The organism is Microbacterium sp. CFBP 8794 (genome assembly GCF_014841235.1).
GTDB lineage: Bacteria > Actinomycetota > Actinomycetes > Actinomycetales > Microbacteriaceae > Microbacterium.
This window is the reverse complement of sequence record NZ_JACYTT010000001.1, coordinates 160053-182345: the sequence shown is the minus strand read 5'-3', so window position 1 is coordinate 182345 and position 22293 is coordinate 160053. Positions and strand designations below refer to the sequence as shown.

Below are 22293 nucleotides of genomic sequence, written 5' to 3'. Positions count from 1 at the left end.
CACGACCATGAAGGCACTGACCTGGCAGGGCAAGCGCAGCGTGAGCGTCGAGGAGGTCCCCGACCCGCAGATCCTCGAACCCACCGACGCGATCGTGAAGATCACCTCGACGGCGATCTGCGGCTCCGACCTGCACCTGTACGAGCTCTTCGGACCGTTCATCGACAAGGGCGATGTTCTCGGACACGAGCCGATGGGCGTCGTGGTCGAGGTGGGGTCGGCCGTGACGAACCTCGCCGTCGGCGACCGCATCGTCGTGCCGTTCAACATCTCGTGCGGGCACTGCTTCATGTGCCGCCGCGGCCTGCAGTCGCAGTGCGAGACCACGCAGGTGCGCGAGTACGGCAGCGGCGCCGCCCTCTTCGGCTACACCAAGCTCTACGGCCAGGTGCCGGGCGGACAGGCCGAGTACCTGCGCGTGCCGCTCGCCGACTACAACCACATCCGCGTCGGCGACGACCTGCCCGATGACCGCTACCTCTTCCTCAGCGACATCGTGCCCACCGCCTGGCAGGGCGTGAAGTACGCCGACGTCCCCGAGGGGGGCACGCTCGCGGTGATGGGTCTCGGCCCCGTCGGACAGTTCGCCGCCCGCATCGGCGTGCACCTCGGCTACCGCGTGCTCGCGATCGAGCCCGAGGCCGACCGCCGGGCCATGGCCGAACGCCACGGCGTGCTCACCTACGACCTCACCGACACGGTGGTCGACGAGCTCGTCGACCTCACCGAGGGGCGCGGGGTCGACGGTGTCGTGGATGCCGTGGGCATGGAGGCCCATGGCAACGGCGGCATCAAGCTGGCGCAGAGCGCCATCGGCCTGCTGCCGGACCCCCTGGCGCGCACGCTCATGGACAAGGCGGGTCTCGATCGTCTCGCCGCGGTCTACGCCTCGATCGACCTCGTGCGTCGCGGCGGCACCGTCTCGCTCAGCGGCGTGTACGCCGGTGAGGCCGACGTGCTGCCGATGAAGACGATGTTCGACAAGCAGATCAGCTTCCGCATGGGCCAGTGCAACGTCAAGCGGTGGATCGACGATCTGCTGCCCCTGGTCGAGGACTCCGCCGACCCGCTCGGCGTGATGGACCTGGTGACGCACCACGCGCCGCTCGAAGACGCCCCCGGCCTGTACGAGACGTTCCAGAAGAAGGAAGACGGCTGCATCAAGGTCGTCCTGCGCCCCGGTTCCTGACCCGCACCCGTGGCGTGAGTCGCCGAGGTTCGTCGCCCGGCGGATGCCGGAAGCGACGAATCTCGGCGACTCGCGCGCGTCAGGCGCGGCCGGCGTGCACGGCCTCGAGGGCCGAGGCGTCGGCGTCGGACATGCCCTCGATCGGCTCGCCGTTCCACACGATGTCGTCGCCGAGGGCGGCGAGGATCTCTTTGCGGTCGCCGTGCGAGATCTTCGCGCCGTGCACGATGGTCGCGGGGCTCCACAGCATCGCGGCACCGTCCCACCAGCCCGCGCCCACGTCGCGCACGTGCAGTAGGTCGTGCAGCGTCTTCGACAGGTGCGACAGCGGCTCGGTGAAGGCGTCGGCGAGAACCGCGAGGGTGATCTGCCGCTCGGTGCCGGCGATGGCGACGACGGGCTCGTCGAGCCGGCCCTCGATCGCCTTCGACACGTCGGCGGCCTCGAGCAGGATCACGCCGTTGGTGGGACGCGGGTTGCACTCGATGATCTTGTAGTCGGGCGCGGCCTCGCTGCCGTGGTCGACGAAGTCGAACGAGATCTGGCCCGAGAAGCCGGGGTCGAGCGCGTCGACGAGCTGCTGCGTGTAGCGCAGGGTGTCGGTGCTGTCGACGGCGATGAACGCGATGGCCGTGGAGTGCGCCCACTGCTCGGCGGCCTTGTACGTGGTGTGGGCCAGCACCTTGCCGTCGACGACGACGCTGTACGTGCAGACCATGGGTCCGTCGACGAAGGGCTGCACGAGCCACGGCTGCTCGGGGGTGGGTACGCACTCCTCGACGGGGATCTTGCCCGCGAGCGGACCCGTGTTGGTCAGCAGGCCCACGCCGCCGCGCGAGAAGGCCGCGCGGGCGAAGAAGCGGGGGAAGCTGTCGATGGCGGCGCGCAGCTCGTCGGGCGAGGTGACGACGACCGTCTCGGGGATGGGCACCCCGGCATCCTGAGCCAGGCGCTGGAAGCTGGCCTTGTCGTGCAGGCGGGCCAGGTCGGCGAAGTCCCCGGCGAACAGGCGCACGCTCGAGGGCAGGTCGGCCACGCGCGCGGCGAGGTAGAACACCTCCTCGAACGTGGGGATGATCAGGTCGATGCTGTGCTTTTCGACGTAGTCGGAGACCGCGGCGATGAACGCGTCGGTCTCGAAGCGCGGGGAGGGCGTCGCGAGGTGCCCGGCGAGGAAGCGCGAGTGGTTTCCCACGGCCCCGTCGTAGGTGTCGCTGGCGAAGACGGTATGCCCGACGCTGCCGAGCTTGCGGATCAGGTCGAGAGCGAACGTGTTGCGGGAACTGGTGACGAGCACGCGCATGGAGGCACCCTTATCGTGGCGGCGGACGTTGGCGTCACTCTATCGATCGCCCGTGTCCGCGCACGTGTCACCGGCGGAGGAAACGTGTCGGCAACACGGCGCTGAGTAGAGTCATCGCATGGGTGACCTGTTCGACGGTTACGGCTCCACGCTGGCGCCGCGCAAAACCGCATCCGGCGTTCCGGCGTACGACGAGATGTTCGGCGGTCCGGCTGGTCCCGGAGACGCCGTGCCCTCGCGCGAGGCGTACCGGGAGCTGTACCAGACGCTCGCGAAGATGACGCAGCAGGAGCTGCGCGGTCGCACCGAGTCCCTCGCGAGTTCGTATCTTGCGCAGGGCGTCACGTTCGACTTCGCGGGTGAGGAACGGCCCTTCCCCCTGGATGCCGTGCCCCGGGTCATCGCGTACGACGAGTGGTCGCGCATCGAAGCCGGCGTCAAACAGCGCGTCCGCGCGCTGGAGGCCTTCCTCGACGACGCGTACGGCAACCAGCACTGCGTGCGCGACGGCATCCTCCCCGCCGGTCTCATCGCGTCGTCGCAGTACTTCTACCGCCAGGCCGCCGGCATCCGCAGTGCCAACGGCGTACGCATCCAGGTGTCGGGCATCGATCTGATCCGCGACGAGCACGGCGAGATGCGGGTGCTCGAAGACAACGTGCGCGTTCCCTCGGGGGTCTCGTACGTCATCTCGAACCGCCGCGTGATGGCGCAGACCCTGCCCGAGCTGTTCGTCTCGATGCGGGTGCGCCCGGTCGGCGACTACCCGAACAAGCTGCTGTCGGCGTTGCGCGCGTCGGCCCCGCCCGGAATCGACGACCCGAACATCGTCGTGCTCACCCCGGGCGTCTACAACTCCGCCTACTTCGAGCACACTCTGCTCGCGCGCCTCATGGGCGTGGAGCTGGTCGAGGGGCGCGACCTGCTGTGCATCGGCGGCAAGGTCTTCATGCGCACCACCCGCGGCCCCCAGCGTGTCGACGTGATCTACCGTCGCGTCGACGACGAGTTCCTCGACCCGCTGCAGTTCCGCGCCGACTCCATGCTCGGCGCCCCCGGGATCATGCTCGCCGCCCGGTTGGGCAACGTCACGATCGCCAACGCCGTCGGCAACGGCGTCGCCGACGACAAGCTGCTCTACACCTACGTGCCCGAGCTCATCCGGTACTACCTGGCCGAGGAGCCCATCCTCAAGAACGTCGACACGTGGCGGCTCGAAGACCCGGGCGCCCTCGAAGAGGTGCTCGATCGTCTGCCCGAACTGGTCGTGAAGCCCGTCGACGGCTCAGGCGGCAAGGGCCTGGTCGTGGGCCCCGACGCCTCGCCGGCCGAACTCGACACGCTGCGCAAGCGCCTGCTCGCCGACCCGCGCGGGTGGATCGCTCAGCCGGTGGTCATGCTCTCGACCATCCCCACGCTGGTCGAAGACGGCATGCGCCCGCGGCACGCCGACCTGCGTCCCTTCGCGGTCAACGACGGCGACGACATCTGGGTGCTGCCCGGCGGCCTGACCCGCGTCGCCCTTCCCGAGGGACAGCTCGTGGTCAACTCCAGCCAGGGCGGCGGGTCGAAGGACACGTGGATCGTCGGCGGAGCGGCCCCCTCGCACGTCGAGTACGGCCAGGGTCAGGGCGTGTCGGGTCTCGTGGCCGATCAGGCCGCGGTCACCGAGTCGATCCCGATCATCTACGACGGCCAGCCCGCCCCCGCCACCTCGCCCCGCGACCAACGCCCGGGCCGCGATCAGCAGGAGCAGCAGCAACAGGATGCCGGTGTGCAGCACGGCCCCCAGGCCGAGCAGCAGCAGCAAGCGCGAGAGGTGCCGGAATGCTGAGTCGGATCGCCGAGAGCCTGTTCTGGATCGGGCGCTACATCGAGCGCAGCGACGGGACCGCGCGCATCCTCGACGTGCACCTGCAACTGCTGCTCGAGGATCCGTGGATCGACGAGGACACCGCCTGCCGGTCGCTGCTCAGCGTGATGGGCTCGGCCTGGCCCGAAGAACTCGACACCGTGCGTCGCGACGACGTGCTCGCGCGTCTGGCCGTCGACCGCATGAACCCGTCGAGCATCGCCTACTCGATCACCGCGGCGCGCGAGAACGCTCGCCGGGCGCGCGAGATCGTGTCGACGGAGCTGTGGGAGATCCTCAACACCACGAACTCCCGCATGCCGCGCCGCCTGCAGACCGACAAGGTGCACGAGTTCTTCCAGTGGGTGCGCGAACGCGCCGCCCTCGCGATCGGCATCGTCGACTCCTCGACCAACCGCGACGAGGCGTGGCAGTTCTTCACCCTCGGGCGCAGCATCGAGCGCACCGACATGACGGCTCGCCTGCTGGCCACCCGCTCGCTCACCGAGGTGTCGGGTCCGTCGTGGACGACGATCCTGCGCTCCTGCGGGGCGTACGAGGCGTACCTGCGCACCTACCGCGGCATGCCCAGTGCGCGCAACGCCGCCGAGTTCCTGCTGCTCGACCGTCTGTTCCCGCGGTCGATCATCTACTCGATCCAGCGGGCAGAGGACTGCATGAGCGCGATCGACCCCCGCGCCGACCGCGTCGGACACTCCAACACGGTGCTGCGCGCCCTCGGACAGATCCGCAACGACCTCGAGTACCGCCCGGTCAGCGACATCCTCGCGGAGTTGCCCGAACACATGCAGCGCGTGCAGACGGTCTCGCGCGAGGCGTCGGAGGCCATCCGCTCGCGGTTCTTCCCGACGCAGGCCGAGCCCAGCTGGATCGGAGAGATCTCGTGAAACGCCTCCGCATCGAACACCAGACCGGCTTCGCCTACCCGGGCGACGTGTCGGCGTCGTACAACGAGGCGCGCATGCTGCCGCACTCCACCGACAGCCAGTTCGTGCTGAGTTCGTCGCTCGACATCGAGCCCTCGACCTCGGTGAACCAGTACGTCGACTACTTCGGCACGCGCGTCGCGGCGTTCGACGTGCTGTCGCCGCACCAGGCGCTCACGATCACGGCGCGCTCGCTCGTCGAGGTGCGGCCGCGCCCGATCGAGCACGCCGACATCACGTGGGAGCAGTTGGCGTCCGAGTCGGCGCGCTCGATCACCACGGTCGAGCAGCTGACGCAGACCCGCCGCACGACCCCGCACGCCGAGGTGGCCGAGCTCGCCCGTGCCATCGCCGCGCAGCACGACCGCCCGGGTCCGGCCGCGCACGCCATCGTCGAGGCCGTGGGTGACGCGATCGACTACATGCAGGGCGTCACGGGAGTGCACTCCACCGCGGTCGACGCGTGGGAGGCGCGCAAGGGCGTCTGCCAGGACATCGCCCACATCGCGATCGGGGCGCTGCGCGAAGTCGGCATCCCGGCCCGGTACGTCTCGGGCTACCTGCACCCGAAGCCGTCCGCCGAGGTCGGCGAGGCCGTGACGGGCGAGTCGCACGCGTGGGTGGAGTGGTTCGCCGGCGACTGGCAGGGCTTCGACCCCACCAACAACATCGAGATCGGCGACCGTCACGTACTCGTCGGTCGCGGCCGCGACTACAACGACGTGCCGCCGCTGCGCGGCGTGTACGCCGGCCCCGGCAAGAGCAACCTCAAGGTGAAGGTCACGATCACGCGCGAGACCTGACGCTGGTTCCCCGGAAATATACGCAGAGCGTATAGTTCCAGGGGTATAGGAGGGTTCATGGGCGCCGACGTCGACATCGCACGGTCGATTGCTGCGTCACCGTTGCGCACAGCCCGCCTGAAAGACCTCCCTCCGCTCGTTCGGAACACGTGGCGAACCGTTGAGAGGTTGACGGACCGCGGCGCGCTGGTGCGACTGTCTCATGGTGTCTATACCGCTCCCCCCGATGGGGAAGACGGGCGTTCTTGGCGACCGTCGCTCGAGTCCACCGCCTTGGCTATCGCTGCGGCACGGGTGGGCGGCCGGTCGGCCGCCCTGATGGGAACAAGCGCGGCCCGCTACTGGGGAGTCCTTCCCCGAGCGATCGGTGTAGCAACCGTCGCGGTCGACCGGGGGAAGCACTCGGCCTTGGAACTGGATCACGGAGGAACCGTCCTCTTCGTCCCGCGGCGTTTTGATCTGCTCGATCTCGTCTTGGAGCGCACGAGTCTTGGGCGTGGGCTCGTCACGACGCCGGCGCAGACGCTTTTCGATCTGCTTTCGCGGCGTCCCGCTGATGGCCTCGAGAAAGAGATCGATGGGGCAGTCGACAATCTGATCGCTCGGGTCGAGGTCCCCGATTACGCGGATGTCCTCGCACGCTCTGCTCGCCCGGGCAAAGCTGCTCGCGCCGCACTCGAACGCCTGCGAGAGAAGTATGAGTGAGGCGCGCCCGACGTTCGGTGGTCGTGGACCTACGGTCGGTGTCCTCGACGAGGAAGAGCGGCGCGCGGTTCAACGGCTCTTCGGTGTCGCCGCAGAGCAGGTGGCCCGAGATCATGTCGTCTCCCATGCGCTGGCGGCCATAGCCGAGCTGAGTACGAACCATGTCGTCTTCTTCGGCGGAACGTGTGGAGTTGCTCTTTCTGTGGCGGCGTTCTGTGATCACTTCGTATCGCAGGGGTAGTGGTCGCTCGCGTCTACGCCTCGGCGTGCAGACCGATCGCGACCAGGTGTGCAGCCGCGTCGCGGACGCGCTTGGGCGCGTCGTCGGCGTGCCCGTGCTGAGCGGTGACGGCCATAGTGAGAGCGTCGCCGTGCAGGCGCGGGTGGTGCCAGATGGTCGCCGCGATCCCGTCGAGCACGTGCACGGTGTCGGCGGCGAGGACGACGACCCGCTGCCCGTCCGTGACCGCGTTGCGCCCGGGGATCTCCGACCAGCGGTCCTCCTGTGCGGGCGGAGTTGCGAGGAGGCCGGCGGTGATCGGGACGAGCTGCTCGGCGTCGCGGTAGCGGACGCGGTACACGCCGCCGATGCCGGCGGCGAGGCGGGCGAGGATCGGGATGCCGTTCTCGAGCGCCGGCAGGGCGCTCGTCTCGGGGACCAGGAGCGGGATCGCGTCGGCCAGGTCGAGGAGTTCCAGCTGCGCCGCCCCGATCAGGTACGGGTCGCGGTCGAGGATCACGAGCGCGGCCAGCCGCGGGTGCGCGGGCGCGGGGAGGAGGCCGAGCGCGTCGGGGGAGAAGGGCCGCTTGGGCATGCCCCCCCGCGGTGCGGAGGAGGAGAGGCTTCTCGTAGGGGAGGATCCGCCCGTCCGGGGTGATCCCGGTGGTCTCGTCGGTGAGGTATCCGTAGGAGCGGCCCAGGGTCGCGGCGGCCGTCGTCTTCCCGCGACCGGACGGGCCGACGAGCACGATCGCCGCGCCGGTCCGGTCCGCGAGGGCGCAGGCATGCAGCATCAGGAGAGAGCCCTGCGCGGCCTCGATCGCCCGCAGCGTCACCTCCGCGATCGCCTGCGCCGCCCGATGCTCGAACGCATCCGGCGTGCTCACCATGGTGAAGGAGCTGTGGCTCGGAAGATCGGGTCTCGCGTGGCGCGTGCGCTGCCATAGGGCGGTCATGCCCTCGCGGTCCTTCGTGGATACCGCGCTGAGGTCGACGCCGATCGATCGACCGAGAGCACGAATCGTGAGCATCACGGCCGGCGAGCTGCGGGACGTGTGCTCCGCCTGCGGATCAGCGACCGTCCGGCATGAACACTGCCGCGAAGGAGGTCTGCGCGGAGGAGTCGGACGCCGTGACGGCGATCGTGGCGGAGTCGCCGCTGCGATTCATGATGCAGAGGAAGCGGAGACTCTGCCCCGCGTCCAGCGGGCTGAAGCCGTAGGTCTCGACAGCATTCGGCTTGCCAGAGCCGCTGAGATTGAACGCTTGGCTTTCCCCTCCACCGTTGTCGACGCCGACGATCAGCGAGCGCCGATCATCCCGTGTCGAGTAGACGAAACGCACCGCGCTGAACACCTGCGTCTCCTGCGAGGTGTTGGTGATGGTGAACACCGCCTGAGTGAGGCCGAACTGGGTCAACTCCGGCGTACTCCAGGTGCCGGTCAGTCTGTCGAACGGCGGCGGCGGGGTCGTGCTCGCGTGCGCGGAGGGCGCGCCGACGGCGGCGATGACGAGAGGCACAGACCAGCCGGCGGCCTGCGCGACACGGCGGCGCGAGGGGCCGGCCTGGTCGGTGGTGGCGTCGTCGTGCTCAGTCGTGGGTGCTGCGCTCCGCAGCGGTCGGTCCGGCATCGGGATCGGAAGGAGCGGCGGCCGCGAGACGTGGGGCGGTCCGGTGTCCGTGCCGCGCAGCGTCGGCACGGTCCGGTCGACGTGCGCGGGGGACGCGACACTCGACGCGCTCAGTGTGACGCATCTCCCATCGATCACCCGAGGATCGGCGTATCCCCCGTTAAGAGCGTGCGCCTGACGGCTACCCGGGGGCCGAGCCGATTGTCCCGTAAGGGGATGGCCAACCGGTCGCGGTTCAGCTCCTGAGTGCGCGTCGAGCGTGGACCGCTCGGAGGGCTTGCAGTCCCTCTTCTCGCCAGGCTTGAGCGGAGGCCATGACTTTCGTGAAGGCGCTGGATCCGTGGATGTGCCCGCGTTGGAGGGAGAACGTGGCGGGTACTCCGGCGGCGGTGAGGCGTTCGGCGTAGCGTGCGCCGTCGTCGGCGATGGGGTCGTATTCCGCGGACATGATGTGCGCCGGGGGCAGGTCGTTGAGGTTCTCGGCGAGGAGTGGTGAGGCGTAAGGGTTGGTCGCGTCGGCCTCGGGCGGAAGGTACAGGCGTCGGCACAGGTGCAGGGTCTGCTCGGTGAGTCCGTAGCCGGTGGCGTTTCGGCGGATGGAGGGGCTGCTGAAGGTGAAGTCGAGCGCGGGGACTTCCAGCAGTTGGAAGGCGATCGCGGGGCCGTTGTTGTCTCGGGCTTTTAGGCAGAGGGCGGCGGCGAGGTTGGCGCCGGCGGATCCTCCGCCGACGGTGATCAGGTCGGCGCGGGCGCCGAGGTTCTCGATGTTCTCGGCGACCCAGAGCAGCGCGGCGTAGCTGTCGTTCAGGGCGGTGGGGAAGGGGTGTTCGGGGGCTTTGCGGTACTCGACGGCGACAACGATGCAGTCTGCTCCGGCGGCGCGTTCCTGGCAGAGGATGTCGATGACGATCGAGTGGATGGTGCCGCCGATCCATCCGCCGCCGTGGAAGTAGAGGTGGATGGGGTGGGGGCCGTCGCTGTCGGGGTGGAAGACGTTGAGGGTGATCTCCCCGTCCTGGACGGGGAGTCTCGCGGTGCGCTTGCTTCGGACGGGTGGGGCGGGTTCGAGCAGCTGCTCGGCGAGTGCGGCGGCGGCGGCGTTCTCCTGCGAGCGGAAGGCGGCGATGTCCTCGATCTCGGCGGGGACGGGCGGCATGGTCTCGAGCAGGGGGACGAGGAATGGGTCGAGCGGCATGGGTCTTCTCCTTCGAAGAGGTGGGGTGTCAGAGACTGTCGCGCAGTGCGCGGCAGAGGGCTTCGGCGCGGTCGTCGGGGTAGCCGCCGGGGCGGACGGTGGCGTATCCGAGGGAGACGCCGGATTCGGGGTGCGCGAAGCCGAGCTGGCCTCCGGCTCCGTCGTGGCCGAAGCTGCCGGGGCCGGCCATGCCTCGGGGGCTGGAGTCGAGCATGAATCCTGTGCCCCAGCGGAGCCCCGAGTCGGGTCCGAAGAACGGTGCGCCGACCGATTGGGGGAGGCGGGCGTCGCGGGTGGTGGCGGGCTGGAGAAGGCGGATCCCGTCGACCTCGCCGATGGTCGCGGCGTAGAGGCGGGCGATGTCGTGGGCGGTGCCGACGATGTTCGCGGCGGGGTTCTCGAAGCCGAGGAGGTCGGGGGTGTTCGCGGAGGCGAAGAGGTTGAGGCCGTCGATGGCTCCGTTCATCCCCATGACGCGCGCCAGCATGTCCAGGTCCGGGGTTTTCCACGGCGGTGCGGCAGTGTCGGGGAGGGGCTGCTCCTGCAGCGCGAAGTCCGGGTCGGTGTCGGGGTCGGTCCCGAAGGTGAGTCCGAGGCCGAGGGGGCCGGCGATGTGCTGGTGGAGCCAGTCCGCGGGGCGCAGTCCGGTGGTGCGGCGGAGGACTTCGCCGGCGAGCCAGCCGAAGGTGAGCGCGTGGTACGAGTGTGCGGTCCCAGGCTCCCAGAGCGGGTTCTGCCGGGCGAGGGCTTCGGTGACCGGGTGCCACGCGCGCAGGTCCTCCACGGTGAGGGGTTCGTCGGGGGCGATGAGTCCGGCGCGGTGAGCGAGGAGCTGCCGGACGGTCAGTGCGCTCTTGCCGCGGTCGGCGAACTCCGGCCAGTAGGTGGCGACGGGTTCATCGAGGGTGAGATGGCCGGCTTCGACGGCCATGAGCAGGCAGATGGTGGTGACGCCTTTGCTGACGGAGAAGAGGATGCTGCGGGTGTCGGCGGTCCAGGGTCCGTGGCGGAAGGCGCCGGCGTGGAGGTCGACGACGGGGACGCCGTGGAGGTAGACGGTGCAGGCGGCGCCGGTGTCGCCGCGTTCGGTGAAGTTCTGCGTGAACGCGTCGGCGACGCGCTGGAATCCGGGTTCGACGTGTCCGTGGATGGGGGGGGCGGGAGTGCTCATGGGTGGTGTGGAGGCCTTCTGGGTGGAGGTGGTCAGGACGCCGAGGATGCGGTGGCGGCGGTGATGTCGATGCTCTCGGTCTCGTGGTGGAACTCGTTGATGAGGCGTCCGCTGCGCACCCCCCACCAGCCGACGGCGATCCCGGCGGCGGCGAGGACGGAGAGGGCGATCAGGAAGCCGTTGATCGAGTTCGCGAGAAGGACCGGGACGGGGGCCAGGAGCAGTGCGGGCACTATGCGGGCGATGGCGAAGATGACGCCTTGGCCGGTGGAGCGGAGCATGGTCGGGAACGCTTCGTTCACCCAGACGCGGAAGATGGGCTCTCCGCAGAAGACGGTGCCCATGCCGGAGACGAGCACCGTGGTGACGAGCGTGGCCAGGTTCATCCCGAGGATGACGGGAATGAGGTACGCCGCGACGTAGAGGATTCCCCCGAGGATGAAGAAGGTGAGGCGGAAGCGGGTGTCGACCACTCGCATGAAGATGACCTGCACGATGATCGCGAGCGGCACGAGGAACAGCACGAACACGGAGAATTCGGACACGGGCGTGCCGGTGAAGTTCGCTCCGATGTAGGCCGCGTAGGAGCCGAAGAGCGTGATCGGGATGCTCACCATCGTGAAGAAGCCGACGAGGATCAGGAACGGGAAGCGCAGCGGGGGCGTGATCAGATCCCGCAGCTTCGACCGGTCAGCGCGCACGGTGTGCACGCCCTGCGTCTGTTCCAGGCGGGCAGCGCGCCAGCTGGTGGACTCGGGGATGGTGAGCCGCAGCGCGAGCACGATGACCGCGACGACGGCGATGAGGCCGAAGATGGCCTGCGCGGCGAAGATCCCGGTCCCGCCGGTGAGGGTGGCGACGAGGACGACGGCGCCGATGCCGACTCCGGCGAGGAGGTTGGACATCACGAGGATCTTGCCGCGGTTCTGATCTGTCGCCGCTTCGGCGATGGTCGCGAGGGAGACGGGGATATCGGCGCCGATCGCTACGCCGAGGACACCCAGCCCCAGCAGCAGCAGAGGGAACGCGGTCGCCACGATCGGGACCGATGCGCCGAGGGCGATGAAGATCATCGTGACCACGAACACCCGCCGTCGCCCGAAGCGGTCGCCGAGGCGACCGCCGATCAGAGCTCCGACCGCCACCCCGAAGGTGAGGGCGCTGGTGAGCACGCCGATCTGCCCGGGGGTGAGTCCGATCGTCTGCTGGAGGATCACCAGCGCGAAACCGACACCGTTCAGGGCTGCGCCATCGACGAAGGACGCCATGCCGGCCACGGTCCCCACCCACCAGGCGTTCACCGTGCGAGGGGGCGCCGGAATCGCTTCTGTCATGACCTTCTCCTTCGAAGACGTCGAGGCCGGACCTCGTCGCGGGTGCCGGCGAATCCGGCTGCGGCTGACAGTAGATCAATATCGTCCACTCTGGCAAGTATTCGTGGTGGAAAGTATTCGATCTGGCAAAAGTTCGTGCGAGGATGAGATGCGGGGCGCGGTTCGCGCGGATCGAAGGAGAGCCGATGACGGTGGAGGCGACGGAGCAGCCGGCGTCGGTGAAGCGGCGCGGGCGCTATGCGAACGGTCGGCAGCGACGAGACGACTTCATCGATCGCGCGTTCGAGATCTTCGCGACGCACGGCTTCCAACGCCTGTCGTTGCGGAAGATCGCGGAGGAGCTCGGGGTCAGCCACGCCGCCCTCAGCTACCACTTCCCCTCGAAGGAGGACCTGCTGCAGGCCGTCTTCGACCGTCAGGCGGAGCGGGATCGGCCCCTGCTGGAGCAGTCGCTCTCCGAGCAGGGCTTGCTGGCGGCACTCCCGGAGCTCGTGCGACAGAACGAGGATTTCCCGGGACTGGTTCAACTCGACGCCACCATGCAGGCGGAAGCGATTCGCAAGGACCACCCGGGGCACGAGTTCACCCATCGCCGGATCGATCTCTTCAATGCCGACGTTCGCCGGGAGCTCGAGCGCGAGCAGGAGAAGGGTCGTCTGCGCGCAGACCTGGACCTCGACCTCACTGCGCGTCAACTCACGGCGATGGCGCGAGGGCTCCAGATGCAGTGGCTCTACGACCCCACCGTCGACGTCGCCGCGCACCTCGGCGCGTTCCTGGCGTTCCTACGAGCCTGAGCACACGACCGCCGCGAGGGCGGCGCGACCTGCGCTCAGCCCGAAGAACGGCTGCTTCGCCTGACCGCGTCGACGGCGCCTGCGAGGGCATCGTGAATGAGTGCCAGAGTCTCCTCGTTCTCGCGGTGTGATCCGAAGAGCAGCTCCACCCGCACGACGATCCCCGCCAGGATGCCCAGGGTGATCTGCACCCCCGGGTGATCCAGCGGAACGTCGAGGTCCTCCGCGATCGCGTCCGCCGCGATCGCGAGCAGGGGAGGGGAGTCCTCCGGCCCGGACCCCTGCAGCACGGGGTTGCGCTCGAGCATCGCGGCTCTCAGCCGCCACTCCTCCTCGGGAACGAAGGCCGGTTCCTCGCGGAGCCACTGAACGACACGATCGACGACCGACGCGCCCTCGTCTCGGGAGCGCAACGCGAGGATCAGGCGATCAGCCGCCGCGGACGAGGACGCCGTGGCGATGTGCAGCTTCGTCGGGAAGTACGCCGACACGGAGCGGGTCGACACCTCCGCCTCCTCGGCGATCTGCGCCACCGTCGTCGCGTCGTAGCCCTGCTCGGCGAACAGCCGCATACCGGCGAGGAGAACAGCACGGTACCGGCGCTCCTTCGAGCGCTCTCGAAGCGAAGTTGCAGCCATCCGGCAACCTTACCGCCTCTGCAGTTCTGCACTGCAACGTATAGTTGCAGTAAACCGCAACTTTGGAGGACTCGTGATCGACCCCACTCCCACCCGCATCGAACGCCCCCGATGGACCCGCTGGGCGCTGCTCGTCGTCGGCCTCTACGTGCTCCTCGTCGCCTGGATCGAGCCGTTCTTCGTGCGCTACCCACCGGCGGGATCCTTCCTGCTCGTGGGCCTGCTCGCCGCAGTTGTGGCCTGGCGCCGCCCGCACGGCAGCAAGGCCGCGTGGGTGACGATCCTCTCGGCGATCATCAGCGCCGGCGCGCAGATCGTGTGGCTCGTGACCGCCTGGTACCCCGCATGGGCGCTGGCCCTGGGGTTCGCGCTGGTGGTCGCCTTCTCCTGCTTCGCCGGTTTCGGGAAGCTGAGCAGAACGCGCCGCCGCGCCCTCGCGCAGGAGCGTGAGGCTCCGCCGGCTCGATCCCTCCTCAGCATCCTGCAGAGCGTCGTGAGCAGCGTCCTCGTCGTCCTCGCCGCGGCGACCTCCGCTGTCGTCCTCCTGGTCGCCGCTGCCCCCGCCGCGGTGGCCATCCCGATCCAAGCCGCCGCCGGTCAGACACCGTCGTTCCAGCCCCGAGGAACCGAAGGAGCTGTCAGCGTGACCGCGAACGGAGACGGACTCACGAGCGACGTCCGATACGGCGATGAGTACCCCAGCAGCTATCTCGACGTCTACATCGCCGATGACGACGCATCCGTCACCCGCCCCACCTACATCTACATCCACGGCGGCGGATGGATCGGCGGGACCAAATCCGACGGCGACCCGAACGCACCCGGTGGCGGGTTCGCCGTCACCACAGACCCCGTCCTCGACGGCGGATTCAACTTCGTCAGCCTCGACTACGGCCTCGCCCCGACCGTCGAGTACCCCACGCAGGTGAAGCAGATCTCGCAGGCAGTCGCCTTCCTCCAGCAGAACGCCCAGCAGTACGGCCTCGACATGTCCGACGTCGTCATCGCAGGAGGGAGCGCCGGCGGACAGCTCGCCGGCCAATTCGCCAACATCCAGACCAACCCGACCTACGCCGCTCAGATCGGAGTGCAACCGGTCATCGGCGACGCTCTGCGAGCAGTAGTGCTCGACAGTCCTGCGCTCGAGCTGGAGAAGACAGGCGAAACGCAGACCCCGCAACCGGTGAAGGACCTCATCTTCGGGCTGTCTGCGCGCAGCTACGTCGGCACCTCTACGGCCCTGAACGAGGAAGCGTCCATCACCAACCACGTCACCGCAGACTTCCCTGCCACCTTCATCGCAGACGGCAACACCGGCACGTTCCCGGATCAGGCCGAGAACCTGCACGAGCGCCTTGACCAGCTCGGAGTGACGAACGCCGTCGACGTCCCGCCTGCGAGCTCGGCGATCCTGGGCCACGGCTATATGGCGATGCCAGGCACCTGGACCGACACCTACAACGAGAAGAAGCTCGCGTTCCTGTCAGCACTCGGCCTCTGACCACCCAACCTGCACCGCCGTCCGCCGTCCGTGCCGTTGCGGGAAGCGCGGTCCGATGACCAGTGGCGTCCCGTAAGGGGATCGTTCACCGGGACGCATTTGGAGGGCGATCCGATCGGTGTTCTCGCGGCGGTAGATGTCGCGGTTCTACCGCGGATTTCCGCTGTGGAGTTGCCTGCTCCGTGGCGGCTTTCGGTGATTGCTACCTGTCGTCAAGTGCCGCCGATTAGTCGTACCCATTCGCTGGAATTTGCTCAGGCGACACCGCGCTTCGGCCGCGGGTGAAGTTGCAGTGCTGGAGAGCGTCGAGGTGCCCGCCGCAGTCATCGCCGCACGGACACCCCGACCTCTCGTCAGGCCCGTGCGGCTCGCCGGCGTCCGATCAGGAGTGCGGCACCGGCAGCGAGCAGGACGCCGGCGCCGAGGAGCGGTGCGGACGCATCCGCTCCGGTCTGGGCGAGGCGCGCGCCGGGCGTCGTCGCGGCCGGGTGGGCCGTCGGGGTGGTGGCTGCAGGCATGGGTGGCACGACGAAATAGGCGGGGTTCCCGTCGACGTAGTGGACGTAGAAGGAGTGCTCGAGGTCGGGCTCGCCCTCGGCGCGGGCGATGTACTCGGCGAAGACGAAGTAGCTGCCGGCGGGTACAGCGAGCGGGATGTCTCCTCCGTCGACGAACTCGGCGAGGTCGTACCAGCGCGAGATCGGCGGCGTGTAGTCGCTGTCGCCGTCGAGCGTCGCGGTCGCGACCACTCGGATCTCTCCGGAGACGACGCAGTCGCGGAGGGTCAGGGGCTCGAGGTGCACGACCAGGCCGTCGGGCGCGGCTTCGGTCGTCCCGATCGGCTCGCTCGTGGTAGCGCTGGGGCTGAGCCCGATGAGATTTCTATCAGTCCACAGGTGGCGAGGACAGCGGCCGAGGGCGACCAAGCGTCTCCATTGTGTAACGGGGTCATGCTGTGCCGGGTGAGCCTCTTTGGCAGCGACGAACGCGCGCCAGGTACCGGGTGGAGCGCTCTTCTCCACATCTCGAAAAAAAGTAGCTTTTTGAGACGCACCATCCGGCGGTCGCACCACGCTTGTAAGTTGCGGAGTTTTATTGCCGTTTTATTGCGGAGGTATATGACCGCGAATTGGTGTTCCATGGGTGTTGAGGATAGGCAGCGCGACGGAGATCATCAGCCCCTGAGTTGCGGCGTTGGCGAGCTGGGCTGTTCCTCCGGCAGCTGCGGCTGCAGCGGCCACGATCGCGAGGCCTAGTCCGCTGCCGTGCCCGGTTGTTCGCGAATGGTCTTCCTGGGAGAAGCGGTCGAATGCCTGGGGTAGGAACTCCGGTGACATCCCAGGTCCGGTGTCGACGACGGTGGTGACGAAGTGGTCTACTTCGACCGTCAGGGTGACGGTGATCCTGCCATCGCCGTCCAGTGCGTCGAGCGCATTGGCCAGGAGGTTGTCGAGTACTCGGCCGTAAAGAAGTGGCGCCATCGAGACCCGGCCGTTGGGCGCGGCAGGCTCGGGCACAGTGAGCTCGATCTCGACCGGGTCGCCGGCTACGGAGAGGCGTGCGCGGTCGAGGGCTTCTCCAGCTTCGTCGACGAGTTCACCCACCGTGGCCGGCGTCGGATTTCGGCCGCTGTCCAAGCGGGAGAGTTCGAGAAGGCTGTCGACAAGTTGGTTGAGACGTACGGCGGCGCGCTCGGCTTCGAGGAGGTCGGTGTCGAGTCGGGTGCGGTCTCCGGTGCGGAGGAGTTCGAGCTGGGCTTGGAGGACGGCCAGCGGTGTGCGGAGCTCGTGGCTGGCGTCGGAGACCATCTGGCGTTCGCGGGCGGCGGATGCGCGCAGCTTCGTGATCAGCGCATTCAGGGTCGCGGCCAGGTCGGCGATCTCGTCGTTCGCCGGCCCTACGGGGAGCGGCGTGTCCGAGTCGGTGGCGACGATGGTGTCGGCGCTTCGGCGGAGCTGGGTGACGGGGCGGAGGGCTGCCCCAGTAAGAGCCCAGGAGACGATCCCGAAAAGGAGGGTCAGCGCGCCCAGGCCGATGACGAGGCCTGCGGTGAGGTCGGTGAGCACCTGCTTCGATGCGTTTTCATTGCGTGCGGAGATGATGGTCCACTCTCCGATGGGGGAGGTGACCTTCTCGATGGCGACCACGAAGTTGGTGCTGTCTACGGTGAGGTACTGGGGCCCTGACTGCTCACGGTCGATCGAGTCGAGCTGGGCGACGATGGTGGCGGGCAACGTGGAGGTGCGGGTGGCGCCGGTGGGGTCGATGACGGCGATGAGCTGTCCTTCGCCGGGGTTGTCGACGGGGTCGTCGGGTTCTTGCTGGATGGCGGTCTCGAAGGGGGTGGCGTCGCTGGTGAGCACGTCGTAGGTGGCGTTCTGGAGGATGGTGTCGACCTGCTGGCGCACGACGATGGCGACGCCGGTGAAGAACAGGGCTGCGATCAGCAGGGTGCCGATTGTGATGCGCGCTCGGATCGACAGTCGCGCGAGCGCTTGCATCATGGTCGTTCCAGGCGGAAGCCGACTCCGCGGACGGTGCGAAGCGTGACTCCGGTGTGAACGGGGTCGAGTTTCCGGCGGAGGTAGCTGATGTATTGATCGACGATGTTCGGGTCGGTGTGCTGCACGGTTCCCCAGATCTCAAGCAGGATCTGCTCCCGCGGGAGAGTCGTGTCGAGGTTCTGGGCCAGTAGCCGAAGCAGTGCGAACTCCTTCGGGCTGAGCGGTACCGGATCGCCACTGGCTGTGATCGTGTGGTCGTGGCTGTCGATGAGCAACTCTGCGATCTCGAGTCGGGGGCTGGTGGTGAGGTTTTCGCGTCGGCGGAGGGCGCGGAGTCGTGCCGCGAGTTCGGTGAAGGCGAAGGGTTTGACGAGGTAGTCGTCGGCTCCGGAGTCCAGGCCCTTGACCCGGTCGTCGACGTCGTCTCGGGCGGTGAGCATCAGGATGATCAGGGTCGGGTGCGCGTCTCTGAGCCGGCGGCAGAGTTCGAACCCCGACATCCCGGGAAGCATCACGTCAAGCACGGCCACCGCGAAGTCGGTCCCCTGCGACTCGGTCAGAGCAGAGGTGCCGTCTTCGAGCCAGGTCGCGTCGTAACCCTCGTCCGCTAGGCCCCGCACCAGGAGGGGGCCTAGCTGGGTGTCGTCCTCGACGACCAGCACACGTACGGGTCGATCCGAGACAGCGGTCATGGTGGCCATTCTTCCTGCTCGGCCCGGCTCAGCGGGGTGTCTGAAGGTCTTCTCATGGTCGACGCCCTCGGATCGCAGGAGTCGCCTGGCCGCGCTACGTAGGGTCGGAGCCTGGTGGTCTCGTGGAGGGAGTGGGATGCGCATTCTGGTTGTCGAGGACGATCGGCGGATCGCAGACATCATCCGCCGCGCCCTGACCGAATCGGGGTACCCGGTCGATCTGAGGGCGGATGCCGTGGAGGCGCTGTTCGCATTCGAGACCGACGTGTACGACCTCGTGCTCCTGGATCTCATGCTGCCGGGCATGGTGGGCGGGGGCGTGGAACTGTGCCGGCGGATCCGCAGCGTCAACACCGATGTGCCGGTGCTCATGGTCACCGCGATGGACTCGACCCGGTCCCGGGTGCGAGGACTGGATGCGGGAGCGGACGACTACCTGGTGAAGCCGTTCCACCTCGACGAGCTCCTCGCCCGGGTGCGGGCGCTGCTGCGGCGGGCACCGAAAGCGATCGCGCCCGTGTTCGCTGTGCGGGACGTCACTCTCGATACCGGGCTGCGGCGGGCTTACCGCTCGGGTCGGGAGTTCCCGCTCACCGCGAAGGAATTCGCGGTGCTGGAGTATCTGATGCGAAACGCCGGAACCGTGGTCTCCACCTCTGATCTGCTCGACCACGCGTGGGACACCAACAGCGATCGAGGCAGCAACGTGGTGCAGACCTATATCCGCTACCTCCGCCGGAAACTCACCGCGCAGGGCACGTCCGAGACCGAGTTCATCGAGACCCGTCGAGGCGCCGGCTATCTCGTGCGGACACATCTGTGATGTTCCGCCGGGCCATCCTCCGGCTCAGCGTGTTCTTCTCCGTCGTGCAGCTGACCGTCTTCGGGGCGTTCGCGGTCGCCATCTACCTCTTCGTCACCACCGTGTTTGACTACGACCCACCCGAGGGCGACACCGCCATCGCCGTCGACGCGGCCGAGGTCGCGTTCTCCGGGCTGCGCACAGGGCTCCAGGTCAGCTTCGCGATCCTCGTGGTGCTCGTGCCTGCCGTCAGCTATGTTATGGCCCGCCGCACGCTCGCGCCGGTGCGGCTGGCGTACGAGGCGCAGGAGAGGTTCGTCGATGACGCCTCGCACGAGTTCCGCACCCCGCTCAGCGTGATTTCCGGCGAGCTGGAGCTGGCGCTGCTCACACCCCGCTCCAGCACCGAGTACGTCACCGCCATCCGGCGGAGCCTCGACACCGTCGAGCAGATGGGACGCCTCACCAGCGACCTGCTGCTTCTCGGCCGGGCCGGCGACCGACGCATCGAAGACACCTTCAGCCTGGTCAGGGTGAAGGAGATCGTTCTCGGCGCGATCCCTGCCCGCGACCGGGACCGGTCCCGGCCGACTCTGACGCTCGACTTCGACGGCGACCCGATCGTCCGAGGCTCGCGCGAGCTGCTCACCCGCGCGGTCGGGAACCTCGTCGAGAACGCCTCTAAGTTCACCCCGGAATCCGGTGTCGTCCGGGTGCGCGTGACCGAGCGTGCAGGTCTGGCGATCATCGAGGTCGCCGACGACGGTCCCGGATTCCCGCCCGGCACCCAGTCCCGCGCGTTCGTCCGGTTCTGGCGAGCGGACTCCGTGCAGTCCATCCCCGGCCACGGACTGGGCCTGCCACTGGTGAGACAGATCGTCACCGCTCATGGAGGCCGTGTGGCGATCGACTCCGAGACTCGGCGCGGCACTCTCGCCACGATCGAGCTTCCGAAGCTGGACGCGCGCTGATGCCTCTCACGCTCATCTCATCGACACGTTCGTACCGTCAGACCATGCACGAATTCCGTGTGCTCGACGAAGGAGAGAAGTCATGAACAAGCGAACCACGTGGACGCTCGGATCGATCGGAGCCGCCGTCCTCCTCATCGGTGGGGGCCTGGCCGTCTCCATCCCCGCCCAGGCCTCCAACACCACGCCCGACCCGACGATCAGCCAGACCGGTGTGGAGGACGGAACCAACGACGGCGAGACCGCCGACGACACGGGCACGGACACCGGCATCGAGGACGGGACCAACGACGGCGAGATCGCCGATGCCGCCACCGAGACCGAAGACCCCACTGAGGCGAACGACCCCAACGAGGTCGAGGACAGCACCGGTGTGGAGGACGGCACCAACGACGGCGAGACCGCCGACGACACCACCAGCACCACGAAGTAGTCCCCGGGGGCGGACGGGCGCCGCGCCGAGGAGCCCGTCCGTCTGAGAGTTCTTTCAGGAACGCGGCCCCCGCATCCGGCCTCTTCTCGCACCCGCGGTGCCTAGTCTGCGAGCACCAGCCATCCACTTCGAAAGGGCGCGCGTGCTGATCCAATCCGGGGGTATTCTCGATCCGACCGCACTGCTGGAGGGCTCAGGTCCCTGGGTGCTGCCGGTGATCATGGGCATCATCTTCATCGAGACGGGCTTGCTGTTCCCCTTCCTTCCGGGTGATTCGCTGATCTTCACCGCGGCGCTGCTCACCGGGTCGCTGGGGCTCCCTCTGCCGCTGCTCGTCGCGGGCGTCGCCGTGGCCGCGATCGTGGGCGACACGGTCGGGTACGCGATCGGCCGCCGCTTCGGCCGGCGGCTGTTCAAGCCGGACGCGCGCATCCTGAAAGCCCGCTACCTCGAGAAAGCGGATGCGTTCTTCGCGAAGTACGGGGCGCACTCGCTGGTGCTCGCCCGGTTCGTGCCGGTCGTCCGCACCTTCGTGCCGCCGGTGGTGGGCATGTCGAGCATGCCCTACCGCCGCTTCCTGCTTTGGAACGGCATCGGCGGACTGGCCTGGGCGCTGCTTTTGGCCGTGGCCGGCTTCTTCCTCGGGAAGATCCCGGTCGTCGCCGACAACGTCGAACTCATCGCTGTCGGGATCGTCGTGGTGTCGGTCATCCCGATCGCCATCGCCGTCGTGCGGGAGCGTCGCGCTGACAAGCGCGAACGGGAAGGCGATGTCGCCGCCTGTGCCGACCGTGGGTGAGCGCGTGAAGCGCATGGACCTGAGCCGCAGCAAGGTGCCGGAGATCACCGTGCTGTTCTGGGTGACGAAGGTGCTCACCACCGGGATGGGGGAGACGACCTCCGATTTCGTCGTGACGAGCATCGAACCCGTCATCGGGGTCGCCGTCGCGTTCGTGCTGCTCGTCGGGGCGCTGGTGCTGCAGTTCCGTACCCGGCGGTATGTGCCGTGGGTCTACTGGCTCGCCGTGGTGCTTGTGAGCGTGTTCGGCACGATGGCCGCGGACGTGGTGCACGTGCAGTTCGGGGTGCCCTACGAGGTCTCGACCGCCGGCTTCGCGATCGCCCTCGCCGTGGTGTTCCTCCTCTGGTACCGCACCGAGGGCACCCTGTCGATCCACGCGATCGACACGCCCCGCCGGGAAGCGTTCTACTGGGCGGCCGTGCTGACCACCTTCGCGCTCGGCACCGCCGCCGGCGACTGGGCCGCCCACGTGCTCGGGCTCGGCTACCTCGGATCGGGGCTGCTGTTCCTCGTGGCGATCTGCATCCCCGCCGTCGCCTACGCCTTCTTCCGCGTCAATCCGATCGTTGCGTTCTGGGTGGCGTACATCCTGACCCGGCCGCTCGGGGCGTCTTTCGCGGACTGGCTTGGCGTCGGCCCCGACCGCGGAGGCATCGGCGTCGGCACCGGCACGGTCAGCCTCGTTCTCGCCGCCGCGATCGCCGTCTGCGTCGCCGTGCTCAGCCGACAGCCGTTCCGATCCGGCGTGGAGAGCCCGATCGTGTGAGAAGTCTCAGACGGTGAGGGCGCCGTTCGCAGGATG

Annotated in this window: 22 protein-coding genes; 12 read left to right on the top strand and 10 right to left on the bottom strand. The window is 68.3% G+C overall.

What is annotated here, in order from left to right; translation table 11 throughout:
• Positions 1 to 7 precede the first annotated feature (7 nt).
• Entirely contained in the window at positions 8 to 1189 is a 1182-nt protein-coding gene (locus IFU19_RS00790) for a zinc-dependent alcohol dehydrogenase (RefSeq protein WP_055832851.1), read from the top strand.
• A gap of 79 nt (positions 1190 to 1268) precedes the next feature.
• On the opposite strand, the gene IFU19_RS00785 is transcribed toward IFU19_RS00790, so the two are convergent.
• Positions 1269 to 2492 carry a carbamoyl phosphate synthase large subunit gene (locus IFU19_RS00785; RefSeq protein ID WP_055832852.1) on the bottom strand — a complete coding sequence of 408 codons (1224 nt, stop codon included), beginning with the start codon at positions 2490 to 2492 and terminating at the stop codon, positions 1269 to 1271.
• A gap of 118 nt (positions 2493 to 2610) precedes the next feature.
• Between IFU19_RS00785 and IFU19_RS00780 the strand changes: the two genes are divergently transcribed.
• From IFU19_RS00780 to IFU19_RS00765, 4 genes are read left to right on the top strand one after another with little or no spacing between them, the layout of a single operon-like run.
• Positions 2611 to 4326: a circularly permuted type 2 ATP-grasp protein gene (locus tag IFU19_RS00780; protein ID WP_055832853.1), complete on the top strand. Its 1716-nt coding sequence runs from the start codon at positions 2611 to 2613 to the stop codon at positions 4324 to 4326.
• Positions 4320 to 5252 (top strand): alpha-E domain-containing protein, encoded by a 933-nt coding sequence (locus IFU19_RS00775; protein WP_055832854.1) that lies wholly within the window; start codon positions 4320 to 4322, stop codon positions 5250 to 5252. The genes IFU19_RS00780 and IFU19_RS00775 overlap by 7 nt, the downstream gene beginning before the upstream one ends.
• On the top strand, positions 5249 to 6094 hold the full coding sequence (locus IFU19_RS00770) for a transglutaminase family protein (protein WP_055832855.1): 846 nt from the start codon (positions 5249 to 5251) through the stop codon (positions 6092 to 6094). The genes IFU19_RS00775 and IFU19_RS00770 overlap by 4 nt, the downstream gene beginning before the upstream one ends.
• Before the next feature lie 57 nt (positions 6095 to 6151).
• Positions 6152 to 6799: a type IV toxin-antitoxin system AbiEi family antitoxin domain-containing protein gene (locus IFU19_RS00765; RefSeq protein WP_156784874.1), complete on the top strand. Its 648-nt coding sequence runs from the start codon at positions 6152 to 6154 to the stop codon at positions 6797 to 6799.
• 254 nt (positions 6800 to 7053) lie between these two features.
• Here IFU19_RS00765 and IFU19_RS00760 read toward each other — a convergent pair whose 3' ends face one another.
• The 5 genes from IFU19_RS00760 to IFU19_RS00740 form a co-directional block, all read right to left on the bottom strand.
• Positions 7054 to 7614: a hypothetical protein gene (locus IFU19_RS00760; protein WP_192012660.1), complete on the bottom strand. Its 561-nt coding sequence runs from the start codon at positions 7612 to 7614 to the stop codon at positions 7054 to 7056.
• A 476-nt stretch (positions 7615 to 8090) separates the two neighbouring features.
• Positions 8091 to 8720 (bottom strand): hypothetical protein, encoded by a 630-nt coding sequence (locus IFU19_RS00755; RefSeq protein WP_191915482.1) that lies wholly within the window; start codon positions 8718 to 8720, stop codon positions 8091 to 8093.
• A gap of 166 nt (positions 8721 to 8886) precedes the next feature.
• Positions 8887 to 9846, bottom strand: a complete 960-nt coding sequence (locus IFU19_RS00750) for an alpha/beta hydrolase (protein WP_070409148.1) — start codon at positions 9844 to 9846, stop codon at positions 8887 to 8889.
• A gap of 28 nt (positions 9847 to 9874) precedes the next feature.
• On the bottom strand, positions 9875 to 11017 hold the full coding sequence (locus IFU19_RS00745; RefSeq protein ID WP_070409149.1) for a serine hydrolase domain-containing protein: 1143 nt from the start codon (positions 11015 to 11017) through the stop codon (positions 9875 to 9877).
• Between the two features lie 32 nt (positions 11018 to 11049).
• A complete protein-coding gene (locus IFU19_RS00740; RefSeq protein ID WP_070409150.1) occupies positions 11050 to 12351 on the bottom strand; it encodes an MFS transporter in 1302 nt (433 codons plus the stop codon).
• Between the two features lie 185 nt (positions 12352 to 12536).
• On the opposite strand from IFU19_RS00740, the gene IFU19_RS00735 reads away from it, so the two are divergent.
• Positions 12537 to 13148 (top strand): TetR/AcrR family transcriptional regulator, encoded by a 612-nt coding sequence (locus IFU19_RS00735; protein WP_070409151.1) that lies wholly within the window; start codon positions 12537 to 12539, stop codon positions 13146 to 13148.
• Between the two features lie 35 nt (positions 13149 to 13183).
• On the opposite strand, the gene IFU19_RS00730 is transcribed toward IFU19_RS00735, so the two are convergent.
• A complete protein-coding gene (locus tag IFU19_RS00730; protein WP_191915483.1) occupies positions 13184 to 13786 on the bottom strand; it encodes a TetR/AcrR family transcriptional regulator in 603 nt (200 codons plus the stop codon).
• Positions 13787 to 13859: 73 nt separating this feature from the next.
• Here IFU19_RS00730 and IFU19_RS00725 point away from each other — a divergent pair, with 73 nt between their 5' ends.
• Positions 13860 to 15287 (top strand): alpha/beta hydrolase fold domain-containing protein, encoded by a 1428-nt coding sequence (locus IFU19_RS00725; protein WP_192012659.1) that lies wholly within the window; start codon positions 13860 to 13862, stop codon positions 15285 to 15287.
• A 353-nt stretch (positions 15288 to 15640) separates the two neighbouring features.
• Here IFU19_RS00725 and IFU19_RS00720 read toward each other — a convergent pair whose 3' ends face one another.
• The 3 genes from IFU19_RS00720 to IFU19_RS00710 form a co-directional block, all read right to left on the bottom strand.
• Positions 15641 to 16213 carry an LPXTG cell wall anchor domain-containing protein gene (locus IFU19_RS00720; protein ID WP_191915484.1) on the bottom strand — a complete coding sequence of 191 codons (573 nt, stop codon included), beginning with the start codon at positions 16211 to 16213 and terminating at the stop codon, positions 15641 to 15643.
• 177 nt (positions 16214 to 16390) lie between these two features.
• The gene (locus IFU19_RS00715; RefSeq protein WP_191915485.1) at positions 16391 to 17791 is read right to left on the bottom strand and encodes a sensor histidine kinase; all 1401 of its coding nucleotides are present in this window, start codon (positions 17789 to 17791) and stop codon (positions 16391 to 16393) included.
• Complete coding sequence (locus IFU19_RS00710; protein WP_244630594.1) at positions 17788 to 18492, bottom strand: response regulator transcription factor; 705 nt, start codon at positions 18490 to 18492, stop codon at positions 17788 to 17790. Before IFU19_RS00710 ends, IFU19_RS00715 begins: the two co-directional genes overlap by 4 nt.
• 127 nt (positions 18493 to 18619) lie before the next feature.
• On the opposite strand from IFU19_RS00710, the gene IFU19_RS00705 reads away from it, so the two are divergent.
• From IFU19_RS00705 to IFU19_RS00685, 5 genes are all read left to right on the top strand, one after another.
• Positions 18620 to 19306 (top strand): response regulator transcription factor, encoded by a 687-nt coding sequence (locus tag IFU19_RS00705; protein ID WP_191915486.1) that lies wholly within the window; start codon positions 18620 to 18622, stop codon positions 19304 to 19306.
• Positions 19306 to 20256 (top strand): sensor histidine kinase, encoded by a 951-nt coding sequence (locus IFU19_RS00700; protein ID WP_191915487.1) that lies wholly within the window; start codon positions 19306 to 19308, stop codon positions 20254 to 20256. The genes IFU19_RS00705 and IFU19_RS00700 overlap by 1 nt, the downstream gene beginning before the upstream one ends.
• A gap of 82 nt (positions 20257 to 20338) precedes the next feature.
• Positions 20339 to 20689 carry a hypothetical protein gene (locus tag IFU19_RS00695; protein ID WP_191915488.1) on the top strand — a complete coding sequence of 117 codons (351 nt, stop codon included), beginning with the start codon at positions 20339 to 20341 and terminating at the stop codon, positions 20687 to 20689.
• 142 nt (positions 20690 to 20831) lie between these two features.
• Positions 20832 to 21488 (top strand): VTT domain-containing protein, encoded by a 657-nt coding sequence (locus IFU19_RS00690; RefSeq protein WP_342030248.1) that lies wholly within the window; start codon positions 20832 to 20834, stop codon positions 21486 to 21488.
• A gap of 13 nt (positions 21489 to 21501) precedes the next feature.
• The gene (locus tag IFU19_RS00685) at positions 21502 to 22257 is read left to right on the top strand and encodes a COG4705 family protein (RefSeq protein ID WP_197978795.1); all 756 of its coding nucleotides are present in this window, start codon (positions 21502 to 21504) and stop codon (positions 22255 to 22257) included.
• Positions 22258 to 22293 lie beyond the last annotated feature (36 nt).